General features: G+C 33.5%; 15 protein-coding genes and 1 riboswitch. Of the genes, 3 read left to right on the top strand and 12 right to left on the bottom strand.

Features of this window, described 5'->3' with window-relative positions; translation table 11 throughout:
• Nucleotide 1: 1 nt before the first annotated feature.
• The 5 genes from HJ01_RS14020 to HJ01_RS14000 form a co-directional block, all read right to left on the bottom strand.
• Nucleotides 2–211, bottom strand: coding sequence for a DUF4266 domain-containing protein (locus HJ01_RS14020; protein ID WP_007139127.1), 210 nt, complete (start codon nt 209–211; stop codon nt 2–4).
• A 132-nt stretch (nt 212–343) separates the two neighbouring features.
• Complete coding sequence (locus HJ01_RS14015; protein WP_007139126.1) at nt 344–1,789, bottom strand: DUF3570 domain-containing protein; 1,446 nt, start codon at nt 1,787–1,789, stop codon at nt 344–346.
• An 8-nt stretch (nt 1,790–1,797) separates the two neighbouring features.
• A complete protein-coding gene (locus tag HJ01_RS14010; protein ID WP_007139125.1) occupies nt 1,798–2,007 on the bottom strand; it encodes a DUF4266 domain-containing protein in 210 nt (69 codons plus the stop codon).
• On the bottom strand, nt 2,000–2,989 hold the full coding sequence (locus HJ01_RS14005; RefSeq protein WP_007139124.1) for an FAD:protein FMN transferase: 990 nt from the start codon (nt 2,987–2,989) through the stop codon (nt 2,000–2,002). Before HJ01_RS14005 ends, HJ01_RS14010 begins: the two co-directional genes overlap by 8 nt.
• A 6-nt stretch (nt 2,990–2,995) precedes the next feature.
• Nucleotides 2,996–3,430, bottom strand: coding sequence for a thioredoxin family protein (locus tag HJ01_RS14000; protein WP_007139123.1), 435 nt, complete (start codon nt 3,428–3,430; stop codon nt 2,996–2,998).
• Nucleotides 3,431–3,621: 191 nt separating this feature from the next.
• On the opposite strand from HJ01_RS14000, the gene HJ01_RS13995 reads away from it, so the two are divergent.
• Nucleotides 3,622–5,718, top strand: a complete 2,097-nt coding sequence (locus HJ01_RS13995) for an LTA synthase family protein (RefSeq protein ID WP_040474000.1) — start codon at nt 3,622–3,624, stop codon at nt 5,716–5,718.
• A 61-nt stretch (nt 5,719–5,779) separates the two neighbouring features.
• Here the strand turns inward: HJ01_RS13995 and HJ01_RS13990 are convergent, their stop codons facing one another.
• A complete protein-coding gene (locus HJ01_RS13990) occupies nt 5,780–6,784 on the bottom strand; it encodes a zinc dependent phospholipase C family protein (RefSeq protein WP_007139120.1) in 1,005 nt (334 codons plus the stop codon).
• Between the two features lie 96 nt (nt 6,785–6,880).
• On the opposite strand from HJ01_RS13990, the gene HJ01_RS13985 reads away from it, so the two are divergent.
• Nucleotides 6,881–7,621 carry a YoaK family protein gene (locus HJ01_RS13985; protein ID WP_007139119.1) on the top strand — a complete coding sequence of 247 codons (741 nt, stop codon included), beginning with the start codon at nt 6,881–6,883 and terminating at the stop codon, nt 7,619–7,621.
• Here the strand turns inward: HJ01_RS13985 and HJ01_RS13980 are convergent.
• From HJ01_RS13980 to HJ01_RS13955, 6 genes are all read right to left on the bottom strand, one after another.
• Entirely contained in the window at nt 7,614–8,591 is a 978-nt protein-coding gene (locus HJ01_RS13980; RefSeq protein WP_007139118.1) for a YeiH family protein, read from the bottom strand. The two genes, HJ01_RS13985 and HJ01_RS13980, sit on opposite strands and share 8 nt — an antisense overlap.
• Nucleotides 8,592–8,666: 75 nt before the next feature.
• Nucleotides 8,667–9,563 carry a LysR family transcriptional regulator gene (locus HJ01_RS13975; RefSeq protein WP_007139117.1) on the bottom strand — a complete coding sequence of 299 codons (897 nt, stop codon included), beginning with the start codon at nt 9,561–9,563 and terminating at the stop codon, nt 8,667–8,669.
• Nucleotides 9,564–9,594: 31 nt separating this feature from the next.
• On the bottom strand, nt 9,595–11,622 hold the full coding sequence (locus HJ01_RS13970; protein WP_007139116.1) for a hypothetical protein: 2,028 nt from the start codon (nt 11,620–11,622) through the stop codon (nt 9,595–9,597).
• Nucleotides 11,623–11,707: 85 nt separating this feature from the next.
• Nucleotides 11,708–12,454, bottom strand: coding sequence for a 3-oxoacyl-[acyl-carrier-protein] reductase (gene fabG / locus HJ01_RS13965; protein ID WP_007139115.1), 747 nt, complete (start codon nt 12,452–12,454; stop codon nt 11,708–11,710).
• A gap of 186 nt (nt 12,455–12,640) precedes the next feature.
• Entirely contained in the window at nt 12,641–13,963 is a 1,323-nt protein-coding gene (locus HJ01_RS13960; protein ID WP_007139114.1) for a Na+/H+ antiporter NhaC family protein, read from the bottom strand.
• 58 nt (nt 13,964–14,021) lie between these two features.
• Nucleotides 14,022–14,118, bottom strand: a riboswitch (SAM-I-IV-variant riboswitch).
• A 97-nt stretch (nt 14,119–14,215) separates the two neighbouring features.
• A complete protein-coding gene (locus HJ01_RS13955) occupies nt 14,216–16,681 on the bottom strand; it encodes a T9SS type A sorting domain-containing protein (protein WP_007139113.1) in 2,466 nt (821 codons plus the stop codon).
• 230 nt (nt 16,682–16,911) lie between these two features.
• Between HJ01_RS13955 and HJ01_RS17200 the strand changes: the two genes are divergently transcribed.
• A partial coding sequence (locus HJ01_RS17200) for a choice-of-anchor L domain-containing protein (RefSeq protein WP_050855239.1) occupies nt 16,912–18,604 on the top strand: 1,693 nt, incomplete at its 3' end.

The raw sequence follows: 18,604 nt of genomic DNA, 5'->3' as shown, positions 1-18,604 counted from the left end.
ATTAATTACATCCACAACCACCCCCTGTTTTTCCTCCGTTTGCTCCTGCAGCCGCTTCACGATATACTTGAAATGTAGTTTCGTATTTTTCTGCAGATTTTGCGGCTAATTTCATATCAGGATCATTTATATATAATTTATCATATTCCTTTACAACTACGCAGGATTGCATAACAAGCATCAAAACTAAAAAAAGGAACCATTTTTTCATTTTATAATTTTTGAAATAAATATTTTTTCATGAGAATAATATTCCCTAAAGACCTACAAATTCCTACTCCATTTCGAGCAATGATATACTAGCTATTCAATTTTTAACTATTAAAGCATATCTATTTTTCTTCTATTGAGCTAAAAATTTAAAACCAAGTGAAGCAATATTAGCTGATAACCCATCACTCCTTTGATAATGATTCAATCGTAAATCTATAGATTTTAATCCTAACACAAAAATCTTGGCACTAGTAAAAATATCAGTGTAAGTAAAACCTAATCCGTACTGATTACTATCAAATTTTGATAAATCATAATCTGAAGTATAATACTTTTCAGTGGAAAGATGTTTTTCATAGGGCGCAAAATAATCAGATGCTGTTTGCGCGTAGTAGCGATACATAGGATAAGCAGTGAAATTTGAATTTATTTTTACTGGCAATTCTATAGATGCTGTGTGTGCTTGAACTCCCCAATTATCTTGATAGTACCTATAGTAAGTTCTAGCTACAACATATTGATTTATATACAAATTAAGCCTTGCTCCTATTGGCACTTTGAAACGAGTATTTGGCAATCGCTCTTTATCGTCTGCTAACTGATAAACACCTATGTTTGCAGGAGTCTCATAAACAGGAATATATTGTGATTGTCCTATGTAATAGTTTGCTTTATCAGCAAAATAAACCCTTTGATATGGCGTTCCTAATAATCCTTCTTGTTTCAAAACATCCATAAACAAAGACATTTGAATCTTTTTTGTTAAAATTTGTGAAAAGGAAATAGAAGCGGAATAGGAATTTCTGTTCGAATTCGTGTATTCAGTAAATGCCGATGGTAAATAATTTGTTGATTTATTACCGTACCTATCCATAATTGTCACTCCTGATAGATAACCCTGATTCTGAAAATTAGCTCCGTAAGTTCCGTACTCATGTAATTCTGTTGGATAAATAGGTCGCCATTGATCCAAATAAGCATTGGCTTTCAAACTGATTTCCGTATTTTTCTCATTGAATAATTTAGTAAAACCGCCTCCAAAACCTACGGATGTATAATCATATTCATTAGAAAAGGAAACATCAGCATTCCACAAGGTATTCCTACTATCAGAGCTATGGCTATAATTTGCAGAAACGGACGCTAGTTCATCGCTAGCCGAAGCACCCGAAGAGGCCAGCCAAGGGGTACCGTAAGGAGCTGAAGTTACTGTCGTAGAAGTACTTTTTCCAGAAGCTCCAGAGTATGCTGAAGTTGATGTTTTACTAGAGTTAAACGGGTTAATATTACTAGACGATGCTGATGTATAAGTAGATATCCCAACGTCAAAGGTTAAAACATCATCATCATTTAATGGCACCGCCACAACGATATTTGAAGCAATGTCAGTTAGTTTTTCAGATCCAATACCTCCGCCAACAGGAGAATGCGTCCCCTCTTGCTTGTAGTAACTTAATAAAAAATCGACCTCAGTATTTTCTAAAACTCTTTTTTTAAAAGTGGTGATTGAATCATTATCCTGCGCAACGGCAGCTATACTTATCAATAAAGAAAATACAAATATTATTTTTTTCATCTTTTTAATTAATTACATCCACAACCACCACCTGTTTTTCCTCCATTTGCTCCCGCAGCAGCCTCTCGATATACTTGAAATGTAGTCTCGTACTTTTCAGCAGATTTTGCTGCTAATTTCATGTCAGGGTCATTGATGTATAATTTATCATATTCTTTTACGGCTACGCACGATTGCATAGCAACTAATAAAACTAAAAAAAAGGGCCATTTATTCATTTTTATATTTTTTTAAATCTATATTTTTTGATGCCGATATTTTACCGTTGTCCTCAACATATATACAGCCAATACCCGGAAGTTGATTGACTAAGTCGAGTCCTACATCAACTCCAAGAACAAAAATTCCCGTTGCCAATGCATCTGCCAGTTCCGTTGATTTTGCAAACACAGAAACACTAATTATACCTGCTGCAGGATAACCAGTGCGAGTATCTATGATATGTGAGTATCTTTTACCATTAAACGTGACATATTTCTCATAACTTCCAGAAGTTTCAACAGAGCTGTCTTCTAGGGGGAAAGTGGCAAAAATTTTATCCCTATTTAAAGGATTCTTGATCCCTACCTTCCATTGACTTCCATCTAATTGCTTGCCCCAAGTATTGATGTCTCCTGAAATATTTACGATTCCAGCTACAACACCTTTTTCCACAAGCATGGCTTTAATTTTATCGGCAATAAAACCTTGCCCAATTCCTCCTAAACCCAGTTTCATTCCCTCATTCTTGAGAAAAACAGTATTGTTTTTTGAATTTAGGATAATGTTTTGATAACCAACTTTTGAAACAGAATTTTTAATTTCTTCTGCTGTTGGCATATGAGTCATGCTTCCGTCAAACTTCCATATTTTATCCATTGAAGCATAACTGATATCAAATGCTCCCGAAGTTAATTCGGATATTTTAATGGCTCTTTGCACCAGATCAAAGACCTCTTGAGGAACTTTTATAGGCTTGATTCCTGCATTTTTATTTACCTCCGATATGGGTGTAGTTGGAATCCAATCGGATATTAAGTTTTCCAGTCGGGAGGTTTCGGCTACAGCCATATCAATATAACTATCCGCTTGTGGAATGTCTTTGGCAACAACCGTCATTTCGAAAGGACTTCCCAACATTGACAGCGTTCTTCTATGTGTAATTTGCGCTGAGGCAAACACAGAAATTAAAAAACAAATTAATAAAGCTGATTTTCGCATCAAAATTTATTTTAGAAAAGAATTTAATGTCTCGATATATTCATTAGGAGTCACATTTTTATAGCTCGTTTTCCCCAAAACTTTTCCTTTTCCGTCTATAACAACAACCAAAGGAAAAATTCCTTCTTTATTGTATTTTTCCGCTAAACTTTCATTTTGCTTTTTTATTTCCTCTGCCAATTGGTTTTGTTTCTTTTTAGGGAAATCAGCTCTTTCAAGAATATAATTTGTTGCTGCATAACTTTTAAATGCTTCAGATTGCCAAATGGATTTGTCTAATTTAATACAAGGAGCGCACCAATCAGAACCTGAAAACACCAATATAATTGGTTTATTTTGTTCTATGGCCGCGGTTGTAGCGTGAGTAAAATCAGTGTTCCAATTTTGAGAATATCCCATTGTCGCCATGAACAATAATAAGAAAGCCATTTTATTTTTCATTCACTTTTTTTTTAATATTATTACAAAATATCTTTTACTAATTTAACACCCTAATCTTCAACAAATTTAACTCTATTCAATGCAACTTATTGTTAAAAACAATTGTTCTTAAGCGAAAATTAAGAATACATCCAAGAGTAAGTTAGTAGGTCATCCTAACAAATTACTTAATTTTGCCACAAAAAAAACATATGTCAGTTTTAAAAAAACTATCCCCTTTCTATAATCTTATTATTTTCTACGTTATAGTCAGTTTTATTTTAAGAATTGTATTACTCTTTCATCCTATTACGCAAGCATCATTCTCTTTTATTGACTCCTTAAAAATTTTTACGTTTGGAATTGTTTCTGATTTCTTTGTATTCATTATCGCAAGTAGTTTTCTTTGGCTATACTTGATTTTCATATCAAATTCAAAATACCTAAAACCTTATGGCTACTTGATTTTTGGGCTTTTTGTGGCTCTATTTCTTTACATAGGTTCAGGAAAATCAATTCTTAATGAATACGGAGGTGCTTTACCTAGAATTGGTTTAATCTTCGTTGGGATCAAAACACTATTGTTTGGCTTACTCTTATTTCTGCCAAAATACCGTAACAAAATTAGGTTTTGGTTGTTCAGCTTTGTAGTGTTTTTGTTTGTCGTTTTGATCTTACAAAATGCAATTAGTGAATACTTCTTCTGGAATGAATTTGGAGTAAAATATAACTTTATAGCAGTAAATTATTTGGTTTACACCAATGAAGTAATAGGAAACATCATGGAGTCTTATCCTGTAGTTCCTTTATTTACAGGATTATTTATTATAGCTGGTATTGTTAGCTATTTTATTGTTGGGAGATCAAAATCGTACATTGACAGCATACCTACCTTTGTTGAAAAAGTCAAAATTTCAGGTTTGTATCTTGTGTTGTTTGGACTTTCTCTTTTGGCTATTCCTTCATTGGCAACCAATGAAAATTCCCAAAATATATTTTCAAATGAGCTGCAGGCAAATGGAGTTTATAAATTCTATTTGGCCTTTATGAATAGTGAGTTGGATTATTTCAAGTTTTACAAAACACTTCCCCAAAAAGAAGCTTACGCCTTGTTAGGCAAACAAATAAAATCACCGTTAACAGAATCTACTTTAAGGGATATTAAAAGTGCCGCGGCTGAAAATCATAAAAATGTGGTTTTAATTACTATTGAAAGTTATAGTGCTGATTTTATGAAGATCTATGGGAACGACAAAAATCTCACTCCATTTTTAGATAATTTGGCTTCAGAAAGTCTATTGTTTACTAATCTTTACGCCTCTGGAAACAGAACCGTACGTGGTCTGGAAGCTGTAACCTTATGCTTGCCACCTACGGCGGGCGAAAGTGTTGTAAAGAGGGAAGATAATAAAGATAAATTCTCAACAGGAAGTGTATTCAAACAAAAGGGATACAATGTAAAATACCTCTATGGAGGTGATTCTTTTTTTGATAATATGAAAGATTTCTTTTCTGGTAATGGCTATGACATTGTGGACAAAAAAACGTTCTCCCCTGACGAAATCACTTTTGATAATATTTGGGGTGTATGTGACGGAGACATGTATAATAAAGCTATCAAAATAATGAATGAAGAGGCTAAGGAAAACAAGCCGTTTTTTAATCATATAATGACGGTTAGTAATCATAGACCATTTACCTACCCAAATAATAAAATTGATATTCCTGGAGATGCAAAATCCAGAGATGGTGGTGTAAAATATACGGACTATGCCATGAAAAAATTCTTTGAAATGGCCAAAAAGCAACCTTGGTTTGCCAATACCGTTTTTGTTATTTTGGCGGATCATTGTGCATCTAGTGCGGGTAAAACGGAACTCCCTGTTGACAAATACAGAATTCCAGCTATGATTTATAGCCCCGGCTTTATACAACCACAACGCTATACAAATCTTGTTTCCCAAATTGACATTATGCCAACCGTTTTTGGACTGTTGAACTTCAATTACCAAAGCAAATTTTTTGGACAAGATGTACTAAAAGAAGAATATAAGCCTAGAGCTTTAATTGCTACTTATCAAGATTTAGGGATGATTAGAGATAATATATTGACCATTATTTCGCCTAAACAACAGGTAAAACAATTTCAGTTAACCTTATTGCCTAGAGAAGGAATTGAAGATGATTTCCAATTGTATTATGATCAAAAACCGTTAGCCACAGAAAGAACCGATTTAATAAACGAAACGATTTCTTTTTATCAAACGGCATCTGATATGTTGAAGAAAAAGAAATACCAAAAAAATTAAATAAATAAAAAAGCCTCTGAAATTCTATTCAGAGGCTTTTTTAATTTAAATCGTAGATCAATTATTCAGCGTCTTTATCGCTTTCGATTCCAAACAAATCTCCTTTTTTGAAAAGTTTAATATCCTTTTTTAAGGCTTTGCTATTGCGTTTTGTAAGTTCTTTTGCATCCAAGTTACTCAAATCAGGTTTTCCTGCATTTACCCAAGCAGTATACCAAAAACTTGCCGTTGCTGTAACCGCTTTTTTCATTTGGCTTTCCACCATTCCATTTAGTGCTTTGTGAAATTGTCCAGCATATTCATCTGTATATTTCACTCCGTTGTATTTGTTTTTTACAATTGCGCCAGCTGCGTCAGTAACAAAGATTTGATTTGTAGCCAAAGAAGTTCTCAGTCCTTTGTCTGCAGCCAATAATGCAGGTACTAAACTATGTGTATCATTGATCATATCCCAAGTCGCCTGATCAACATTCTCATAATACTGTGCTGGAGCTACGGTGAATTTATAATTCTTTACAAACAACTCAGGTAATCTGCTTTCCCACAAAGAATGAATCCCTTTTTGCTCTGTCAGTTGACCATCATGATTGTCTGAAGTATGCAAAGGCATATGCGCATCCGCTATGTAATGACCTAAATCAGCAGCGATAAACAAGATTTCTGATTTGCGCTTCTCTTTAAATGCTATAGTCAATTTAGCCATCATGTCCTGGATATGCCAAGGCAAGGTTCCATTTTTAGACAAGAACTTATCGTCGTATTTCTTTTTGGCTTCAGCCATAGTTTTTGGAAAACTATCCACAGACCCAAAATTCTCCATGTCGAAGTAATGACGTGGATTCTCTGCCTTATCTTGTAAGATATATTTCCTTAAGTCTGGAACGGTAGACTCTTGAGTAATAAAATCGATATGGTTATAAAAGAAAGTTTGCAGTGGCTTTGGTAGTGCCATAACTGCCGCTTTGTTGATTCTTTCATGTCCAACAATTCCCCAAGATATGGTAAGGAACGAAATGGCTACTGCAGTTAACAACAATAACGTAGGCTTAAACTTGATATTTTTCATTACATTTATTTTTATGTGGTACAAATGTATTTTTTTTTTAAACAATTAAAAAATTATGTGTTTAAGATTACAGTAATTTAAAAAATATTTATATCTATGTTTCGGCATCAAGGAAAAAACAGAACTTTCATTCACAATTTACGTTTGGCTACTTTACTTTCATTTGTTGCAGGAATCGTAAATATCACCGGAGTTTTAGCCGTAAACACCTTGACAACAAATGTCACGGGCCACTTTGCTTTTTTTGCAGAGGAAGTTATCAAACACAATTATACTGCTGCAATTGCCTTTTTTGTTTTCACTATTTTCTTCTTATTGGGCGCTTTTACATCTAATTTTTTAGCCGAATTCGTTGCTATCAGAAAGCCAGAACTGCTACATGTAATTCCAATTTCACTAGAGATTGCGATTTTAAGCTCGGTTGGATTTTTTGGTATGCAAACCGACTTGTCTACATTTGAAGGGAAATGGATAGCCTTTTCGATGCTATTTGCTATGGGAATTCAGAATTCATTGGTGACAAAAATATCAAAATCTATTGTAAGGACTACTCACCTAACGGGGCTATTTACTGATTTAGGAATCGAACTATCTCAGTTGTTTTTCTACAAAAAACAAAACGAAAGAAAAAGCCTAAACGCCAGTATCTACTTGCGATTATCAATAATCGTCTTCTTTTTTCTGGGTTGTATTTTAGGAGGATTTCTATACACTTTCCTAGAAATAAAAACACTTTTCGTTGGTGCCTTTTTTCTTTTGGTTGCCCTCGTGTATGATTACATTCGTTTGCAGTTCTTCGTAATTAGAAGGAAAAAATTCACTCATAACATTAATTAAAGTAAATAATTGTGCCCAAGCTGGCTACTGCAATAAACACCCAAAGTGCAACACCTTGAAGTAACGGTTTTATACCTACGGATTGCAGCACACTTCTACTAAGTCCAGCTCCAATTAAAAACAAAGTTACCGTAAGTCCAATTTTAGCCACAGAAACTAAATAAGGTGATATCGTTGCTGTTTGAGGAACATAAGTGTTCATTATCATTGCTAAAATAAACAAGCCTATAAAGTACGGAATTTTGATTTTACTTGATTTATTCTTAAACAAGATCGAAGTGATTAAAGCTACTGGAATTATCCATAGTGCTCTGGCGAGTTTTACCGTGGTGGCAATCTGCAAAGCTTCTGCTCCGTAATTATTGGCCGCTCCAACTACTGAACTTGTATCGTGAATGGCAATAGCGCACCAAAGTCCGAATTCTTGCTGTGATAATTCCAACCAATGTCCCACAGCAGGAAATAAAAACAAGGCAATCGAATTCAGAATAAAAATCACCCCTAATGCAACAGAGGTTTGTTTTTCATCAGCTTTTATTACCGGAGAAATAGCAGCAATAGCACTTCCCCCACAAATTGCAGTTCCACAAGATATAAGATGTGATGTTTTGTTTTCGATATCAAACCATTTACCAAGTAAACTTCCTAAAACTAAAGTGCTAACGATAGATCCAATTGTAAATAAAAACCCTTCTTTTCCTGCAGATAAAGCACTATTCACATTCATACCAAAACCTAAGCCAACTACAGCTACTTGCAGTAGGATGTTTATTGTTTTGGCATTCAGATGCAAAAAAGGATGCCCTGATACATTAGCCACAATCAAACCTAGCAATAAAGCGACAGGAGGAGAAATAAATCCGCTCAAACATACTAAAACCAACAAACCAAAAATGGTTTGCTGATAAAATTTAGTTACTTCCAAAAAAGGCAATGATTTTTTTTCGACCCTTTGTGCATTATTTTCCAAAATACAATATTTGAATGATTACTGTACAAAGGTGCATTTATTCAAGAGGATTAACCAATTGTAAATAACAATCTGTTATAACTTTAAATTATGATGATCTAGTATATTGTTAATAAATAATTCAGACAATGCTTCAGTTTTACCTTGCAATGATATAACATAGAAATATCGCTCAATGACCATATTATTGACGTCAAGAACGACCAATTCATTGTTTTTTAATTCTTTTTCAATCCCGTGAATTGATATAAAAGCCACACAATCAGAATTCATTAAATAGGATTTAATACTTTCAGTACTTCCCAATTGCATTTCAACACTAAGCTGCGAAATTTTAATCTCAAAAGGTTTCAAGGCATGTTCAATAACTTCAAGTGTTCCTGAACCCTGCTCCCGCATTACAAATTGCATGCTTTTAAGATCTTCCCTTGTAATCTCTTGCTTGCTTACCAAAGGATTCTTACTGTTGCAAACTAGTACTAGTTCGTCCTTCAAAAAAGGAGTGTATTTAATTGATTTGTTTTTCGACTGTCCTTCGACAATTCCAATTTCAATTTCTTTATTAAGCAATGCATTTTCAATTTGTTCTGTGTTACCATTGAGCAAATTCACTTTTATACCTTTCATTTTCTGATGGAAACGAGCTAAAAGCGGCGGTATAATATATTGTGAAATAGTGGTACTGGCGCCTAATCTTAATGCTCCCTGTTGCTGATTGATAAGTGTTCCCATATCAAAATGTATTTCACGATAGATTTCAAATATATTTTTCACATGTTTAAGCAATAATTGACCGCCTGCTGTAAGTGATATTTTGCCTCCATTTCGATCAAAAAGTTTAATCTTATACTCCTCCTCGAGTTCTTGTATGTGTTTAGAAACAGCAGGCTGGCTTATGAATAATTCAGTTGCTGCCTTTGTAAAGCTCAATCTGTTTGCCACCGTAAAGAATACCTTTAATCTAAAATCCATAATTCCATAAATTTGTTATCTCGAAGGATATTTAAAGTAAGCCACTGTACTTTCTGGCAAACCATTCTGCAGCAAGTGTCATAACAATACCTAAACACAACCAATACCAATCAATCAAAGGAGTTCTTTTTGCATTATTCTTCAGTATCGCTTTATAAGTATCATCTTCAAGAAGCCTTTTTATCAAAGAATCTACTTGATTTGGGAAATAAGTTTTTCCCTGTGTCTGAGCTGCTAACTGGTTTAATTTTTGAAGATCTGGATTCACAAATTGCTTTTCTATATCGAAATCTAAAATTTCGAACCGACCAGAATAGCTTGTTTTTGAATTGAGTTCGGTTACCTTAAAATTATAATTTCCCGCGGCTAGTCCGTCAAGGTTGACTTTGTAGGAGTTATCACTTTTCAATAAATCATAGTTCTTTGCTTGTTTAGTATCCGAGTTAATTACAGAAATAGTCAAGCGAGCCTTTTCGTCGAACTCGTAGTTTTTATTGAAATATTGTGCACTGATTTCTATTGCTTCTCCTGAATTGTAAAAACTTTCATGATTGACAACCAATGATTTTTTAGAATTGTTAGACGCTAAAAACTGAATTGTTTTATCGATGAAAACATCAAATTTATCAAAGGATTGATTTTCTACGTGACTTTGCAATCTCCATTTCCATATATTTTCACCTAAAAGAAAAGCAGACCTCCTGCCTTGGTTTTCTGCAAAAGCCAGTAAAGGCGAATTCGTATCTAAGTTTCTTATTTTTGAATAAAGCAAAACAGAAACAGCTCCATTAACAGTTATTGTTCCATAATTATTTTCTAAAGGCGGAAAATTTTCAAAGCCAATATTATCGAGTGCAAATAGATTAAACTGCGGGTTAAATCCTGCCAAATAATCTTCTTTCTGACTGCTCATCTTAAACCCTAAGCTATTTTGTTGCTGATTTAAAAAGGAAAAATCAGTATTAGTTCCAGTAATTATAAAGGTATTAATCCCTGTAGATTTGTTCTCTTCAAAAACCGATTTAAATTCAGCCGTTGGTTGATATACAATTAAAACATTATAATCATTTAACTGTTTTATTTCTTGCGGTTTAATAACTGTTACTTTACGCTGTGCATTAGACTCAATTGCTCTCTTTATTGCACCTATATCAGGATGATTTATCGCCGAAACAATAGCAATATTTGTCTTTTGATCCATCACCTCGACGGCAAAGTTCTTAGTATTATTATAGGTGTTTAACTCTTTTTCATTCGAAGAAATTTGAGCTTTAAAAACTTGTGAGCCCACTTTATTTGCAGGCAAAAGCACATTCACAACTGCTGTTTTCTTAGACGATGAAAATGAAATATTTTCCTTGGCCAAAACTGAATATCCTTGAGATATGGTAAAATTGGCCGTTAAGCTTTTGTCTCCTGAATACTGCAAAAATACTTCCACAGGAAATTTATTTTTGTAAAATGCATACTTGTTGACATTCAGCTGATTTATTTTTAAGTCCAATACCTTTGTAGTATCTCCCAAAACGATGGGGAAAACTTTATTGGAAACATCAAAACTATACACATAATCATTTCCCAAAGTTTGGTTTCCGTCAGTAATGATAATGGTTGGGAATGTTTTATTTCTATTGTCATTTTTGAGATTGCTCGCGATCAGGTCTAAGTTAGTTTGCGTGCCTTTAAAATCAAACTTCTCTGATTGCTGAAATTCGCTGTCAAACTGATAGGATTGAACATCAAATTTCTCGTTCAGACTTTTATCAGCAACTAATGCGGTATATACTTCAACAGCGGTTTCATCCCCATTCAAAGCCCTAATAGAGCTTGAATTGTCAACTGCAATTGACAAAGTAGGCTTGATTATTTCTTCAGAATTTGTACTGATTACTGGATTAATTAATAATAACAGTAGTCCAAAAACAGATAGAAAACGCAAAAAAGCCAAAAACGAAATCAGGTTTGATTTGTTTTTGGCCTTGTAATAATACTGAAAAAATGACAAACCGCCCGCAATTACTATGGAAAGTAGAATTAGTAGGATCGTGTTTGTTGTCATTCTTTCTTATTTGATTGAAAATTGAAAGATTGAAAGATTGAAAAATTCTGAAATCTTTAATCTTTAAATCATTAATTTTTAAATACTAGGTAAGCATTCCTCCGCAAACATTCATAACCTGACCAGTTACGTATAAACTCATGTCAGATGCAAAGAAAAGACAAGCATTAGCAACGTCATCAGCAGTTCCTCCACGTTTCAACGGAATTCCGTCTCTCCATCCTTGAACCACTTCAGGACTTAATTTTGCAGTCATTTCAGTTTCAATGAATCCTGGAGCAATCGCATTACATCGAATGTTACGCGAACCTAATTCAAGAGCAACTGATTTTGTAAAACCAATAACTCCAGCCTTAGAAGCTGCATAATTTGTTTGCCCAGCATTTCCTTTCACACCCACTACACTACTCATATTGATGATAGATCCAGAACGTTGTTTCAAAAATGTTCTTTGAATCGCTTTAGTCATATTAAAAACCGATTTCAAGTTAACATCAATAACTTTGTCAAAATCTTCTTCAGACATACGCATTAGCAAGTTGTCTTTAGTGATTCCGGCATTATTGATCAAAATATCAACAGTTCCAAATTCAGCAATTACAGCATCAACCATAGCTTGTGCTTCATTAAAATCAGCTGCATTTGATTGATATCCTTTTGCTTTTATTCCTAAAGCGTTTAATTCGTTTTCTAATGCTAAAGCTGATTCCACAGATGAACTGTACGTAAAAGCAACATTTGCTCCATGTTTTGCAAAAACCTCCGCAATTCCTTTTCCAATTCCGCGACTTGCTCCTGTTATGATGGCCACTTTTCCTTCTAGTAATTTCATATTCAAAAATTAGTTTAATTTTTATTTGTAGCTATTCCTGCTATCCGCTTCAATCTTTTATGACCGCTAGCGCTTACATAAAAGGATTTCCACTACTATCAGGGCTATCTTACAGTTGTCAAATATAGAATAATTCCTTTTTTAAAAAAAATTTCAATTTCATTTACATTCTAAATCGAACCTATTTTAAAGATCCAGAAATCGTTTTACCATTTTATCCCAAAAAGAACTATAAATCGCAACCAAAGTAAAAATAAACAAAAACAAATGATACCAAGCATTAGTAATTAAATCCATAAAATCAAGTTTGCCATTTGCAAAACTTAAAATCAGTAATACTTGAGCCCCATAAGGCAAAACGCCTTGCACTACACAAGAAAATATATCAAGAATTGCTGCTGTTTTCTTGGGACTCAAATCGTATTCATCACTAATTTCCTTAGCAATTCCGCCTGTTATCACAATGGAAACTGTATTATTGGCAATAGCCACATTGGTAAAACCCACCAAAGCGCCAATTCCAGCCTGTGCTGATTTTTTACTTTTAATGCGCTTCTTGATTTGATATAATAAGTAATCAATTCCTCCTGCTTTATCAACCATTGCTGCTAAACCACCAGTAAGCATAGAAAGTAAAAATATTTCAGTCATACTAGTGAAACCCTCGTATATTTTTTGAGCGAATTCCATCAACGTAAAATGATTTCCAAAATACCCAATCAGCCCAGCCAATAAAGTTCCAATAATCAATGTCGAAAAGACGTTTACGCCAACTAATGCAAGTACAATTACTAAAACGTAAGGCACAATAGTTATCCATTCAAAATTGGTCTTAGGAATCGCCACGGCAGTAATGTCAGAGTTCAATCCTAAGTAAAAGAAGACTAAAATGGTTATAATAGCAGCAGGAAAAGCAATGAATAAATTTATTTTGAATTTATCTTTCAGTTTACATCCTAATGACTGCGTTGCCGCAATTGTAGTATCTGAAATCATCGAAAGATTATCTCCAAGCATCGAACCACCTAACAAAGCGCCAGCAATCAATGGCAATGAAGCTCCACTTGAATTAGCTAGATTAACAGCGATAGGACCTATAGCAACTATAGCACCTACCGAAGTTCCTGTAGCTGTTGATAAAAAGGCAGCGATTAAAAAGATCCCTAGCGGAAAGTAAGCAACATCAATCGTATTAATCCCTAGGCTTACAACTGCATCCACTCCTCCCGTTGCTTTACTAACAACTGCAAATGCTCCCGCCAAAAGATAAATCAAACACATGGTCATAATTTTACTCTCGCCACAACCAGCAATCAAAGTCGTTACTTTCTCATCTGACGAACTCTTGAATAGTAAAAAAGCAGATATAATCCCGATCACAACTGCAATTGGTGCAGGTAAAGCATAAAAATCATCAAGCCATATTCCAGCTCCTAAAAAAATAAAAATAAAAATCAATAAGGGAATTAAAGCAAAGGCATTTCCCTTTTTTTTCAATAAATTAGTCATAAATCAGTTTTATAATGATATAAATATGACGAAAAACGATAGCTAAAAAATGGGAATGTAAAACAACATTTTTTCCAAAGGATTTGGCTTATCGTTTTAGCACCTTGCTCGTTGTTGCAGGTTGCTATCTCTTTTTGAGATTCGTGATAACGGCTGCAAAAGTAATTATTATTTTTTGAAATAATCTTCTTCGACCATGAAAATTATTTCAAAAAAAAAGCCTTACCGAAGTAAAGCTTTATTACAACTAATTTATTTTTTTATAAATTTCATATTAGAACTTCCTTTTTCTGTATTCATTTTCAAGAAGTACTTTCCAGTAGCCAGTTTAGAAACATCAATCTTTGAAACTGAATTTGCATTAGGCACTACAATAACCATTTGCCCCAAAATATCATAAATTGCTATTGACTGTACCTCTATCGAATGTTTAGAATTAATATTTAAAATCTCATTTACAGGATTTGGATAAATATTAAAGTAAGTTGAAAAATTAAAATCTGAAGTTCCTAAGGTTTTAAAAGTCGAAGTTGCTTTATTAGTCAGAATTGGAAAATTATAATCAAAATAAATATTGGCTTCATTTTGGAATGTGTCTCCTACTACTAATGTTGGTAATGTTTTAATTTTAAAAGCAATATAACCATCATTATTCGCGTCATTAAAAGGCAAATTGATGTTTTCGAATATAAATTCTACTTTGTTCCCATCTGAAATTTTGGTTACAAATTCATGACTCCCTTTAGTTGGAACCAAGCTTGAAATATCAAATTTGGTTAAATCTATTAGATCTTTTACTACAATATTTTGAGCGGGATAGGTTCCTGTGTTTTCAAACCGAATTAAGTAGTGTACATATTCCCCAATCAAACTTGGAGTAATGACATCTCCTTCTAAGCAAGTTTTATCATTTGGGTCATAGGAACCAACGACACTTTGGCGTAAAGCAAACGAATTATCAACAGGTTTTTCGTCTCCTGATACAGGATTAATTAGTGCATTAAAACTCAAACGGTCTCCAATATTTACAGCAGGAGTTTCCATTGGTGAATTCACATTAAAAGTAACTACAATCTCACGAGTTTCAAAAGGCTGTAAATTACTATAATCCCAACTAAGTTTGTCTGTCACTTGACTATTTACCGTTGGAATTGCAGTTATATAATCTAAAACCGCATCATTAAAACTTAAATTTACTAAACCCGATTGTACATTAGTTCCTTTATTTTTATAAATGATTTTATAAGTGGCGTCAAATCCTGGCCTAGCGGGAATTATTGGTAATAAAGTTACTTCCAAATCGGGATGAGCACCGTTTGGAGTTATACAAAAATCTTGAGTGAATGGACTAGCTTGTGTTGGAAAAGTAACATTAAAAGAAGTAGGTGAAACATTAAAATAATTTTTATTCTCTAGAATCGGAGTAATGGTATGAGTTCCTTCTCCAACTGCGATGCTATAATTACCTGAGCTATTAGAAATTAAATTTCCTTTGGTTGTCCCATTACTTATAGAAAAATTTAAATTTGAATAACCTAAATCAGATGCGTCACAACCGTCACTATTACTGTCTAAAATAGTTTTCCCTTGAATAGTATAGAAAACTCCCCCAGGTTCAAATGTGCAATAGGAATTTAATGATATATTCGTATAATTATAATATTTAAGATACCATTCTACTACTGAATTTTTAATATCATCATTACATATGTATTTTAATTTTGGACATCCCTCAAAAGAAATACCTTCATTTCTACCATTTTTCGCAAAAATCATAGTAAGCTCACTATTATTGCTACATTCAACATCGTTAATTTGAATGAAAGGAGATAAGTCTATTGTTGTGAAATTATTATTTGATAATCTTATAAATTTGATATTGCTATAACCATCTACTTTTACCGATGATAAATTATTGTTTCCAAAGCTAGCATTTCCAATATCTTTTGGCACTGTTAAGTCAATAGTTACTAGTTTATTATCATCAGCCCACAAGTCCTTTAATTTAGTACATTTTGAAAAATCGATACTGGTTAATTCATTTTGTTGCACCCACATTCGAGTAATTTCGGGACAATCTGCCAGATTAGTAAAGTTTGTAATCTTATTGTCATTACAAATTAAGTCTTCTAATTTGGATATTCCAGACAAGTCTAATTTAGTAAGTCTATTGTAACCACAATCAATATATTTTAAACTTACTAATCCTGATAAATTTAGATCTTCTAATGCATTGCCATCTAAATGTAAATGATGAAGTTTATCCAGTCCTGTAAGATTTATTGAAGTAAGATACCCTTGTGTGCAAACTAAAGTTTCCAGGTTTTTAAGTGAGCTGACATCTAAAGTTTTTATTGAATTCCAAGCACAGTCTAAATATTTCAACTCTTTTAATGCACTTATGTTCAATGTAGATATTTTAGTGTTCCAACAATTTAACCTTTTTAAATTTGTAAAAAATTCTATACCAGAAATATCTTCAATAGGAGTAGATTTTAAATCAAGAGCACCTATTTTTAAGGCTTCCTCTAGTTGTATTTCGTTATCATTATTTACATCTATTTTACAAAAATCACCATTTAAGTCTTTTGCAATGTCATTATCAGTATTAGCAATTAATAACCTTGCCTTAAAAGTTGCACTCTTAAACTCAATAATTTGAGCATTAGCTCCTGTAATTAAAAATAATGCAAATAGCAAAAAGTAGAATTTTTTCATAAATAATTTTTAAAGCAAGTAAATATAACAAAATTTGTACTACAAAAAATAATGTCGAAAATGAATAATTAAATACAAATTCCTTCAAAAAAAAGAACATACTTATTTTAACATTTTGTAAAAAAGAGAAAAGGATTACATACTTCTTAAGTATATTTGTAAGTAGTCAATTTATCACTATCCCTATATTTAAAATAAGAAAGAGAAAAATCAATTTCCCAGATTTGTAAATGAAAAAAATAGCTTTCTTATTTTATATTCTTTTTAGTATAGTTGCTAATGCGCAATTAGTGGTCGATAATACGTCTCAAACCCCCAAACAATTAGTACAAAACGTAGTTGTGGGACAAGGAATTAACGTTTCGAATATTAAATTTAATGGTACTGCCGCCAATGCAGATGTAATAAGTGATCAAGTAGGCCTGTTCTCTAATGGACTCACAACCAACATCGGCTTAAGCACCGGAATTATTTTAAGTACGGGAAATGCTATAATTGCAAAAGGACCAAATGACAATCCATCAGGAACTTTAGAAACTACAACCCCATTTATAGGAGATGCTGACTTATCTATTTTATCCAATAACCAAACAATTCAGAATGTAGCCATTCTTGAATTTGACTTTATACCTACAGGAAATAAATTGAGTTTCAATTTTGTTTTTGCCTCAGAGGAGTATCCTGAATTTGTAAATGATACCTATAACGATAATTTTGGTTTTTTCTTAAGCGGACCAGAGATTACAGGCCCTTTTACGGGAGGAGCGCAAAATATTGCATTAATCCCTACTACAACTCTGCCGGTTTCTATCAATAACTTAAACAATGGGACTTCAAATTCGGGACCCTGCGACAATTGTCAATACTATGTTAATAATGAAGGAGGTACTTCTATTCAATATGATGGATTCACTAAAGTTTTATCTGCAAATGCTAATGTTGTTTGCGGCCAAACCTATCATATTAAGTTAGCGATTGGTAATGCTGGTAATGATAATTATTATGATTCGGCTGTATTTATAGAAGGAGCCAGTTTTAGTTCTCCATCGATTAATTTAGGACCAGACATGAAGATATGCAGTGCTTCAAACCAAGTCTTAAATTCGGGATTAAGTGCTACTGAAATTCATGAATGGCGTTATAATGGAACCTTAATTCCAGGAGAGCTTGGGCCAAAAATCACCGTAAATCAATCAGGCTTATATTCCGTTCAAGCCTTTCCTTTTGGGGCGGCTTGTCCAGTTAGTGATGAGATAGATATTCAATTTAGTACCCTTGCAGCTCCCTATCTTTATTGTGGAACAAAAACTTCTAATTCTATCACTTTTGATTGGCTGGCTTTAGGAGAAGCGGAATTTTCTGTTGCCTATAAAATAGGAACAAATACAGCTGTTAACGTTGGATTCGTTGGCAAAGTTTATTCGTATACTGTTCAAAATGTTCTCCCGGGTGAAACTGTCGTAATAACAGTAACTCCAATAGGAACGCCAAGTGAATGTTTTGGTCCCAATTCAATATCCTGTGCACTTGACAGTTGCTTAATTAGTCCAACATTAAATCTCACTCAAGGTGCCAGTTCACAACAAACTTGTGAAGACGAAGCTGTTTCGAATGTTATTTATTCAATTGGTGGCAGTGCAACTACCGCAGCTATAACTTCTGGAAGTTTGCCTAATGGCGTAGCGACAAGTTTAGTTGGAACTCAATTTAAAATTGAAGGTACCCCAACCGTTTCGGGAACATTTAATTATACCATAACAACATCAGGAGGATGTTCTCCAAATGCAACTTTAAATGGAACCATTACTGTAAACCCAGCAACAACTCCAATATTTACAGCTGTTGCTCCTATTTGTGAAGGAGAAACGCTTTCTACACTTCCATTACAATCAATTAACAATATCATTGGAACTTGGTCACCTT

The organism is Flavobacterium frigoris PS1, from assembly GCF_000252125.1.
Taxonomy (GTDB): Bacteria; Bacteroidota; Bacteroidia; order Flavobacteriales; family Flavobacteriaceae; genus Flavobacterium; species Flavobacterium frigoris_A.
This window is presented reverse-complemented; position numbering and strand designations above follow the sequence as displayed.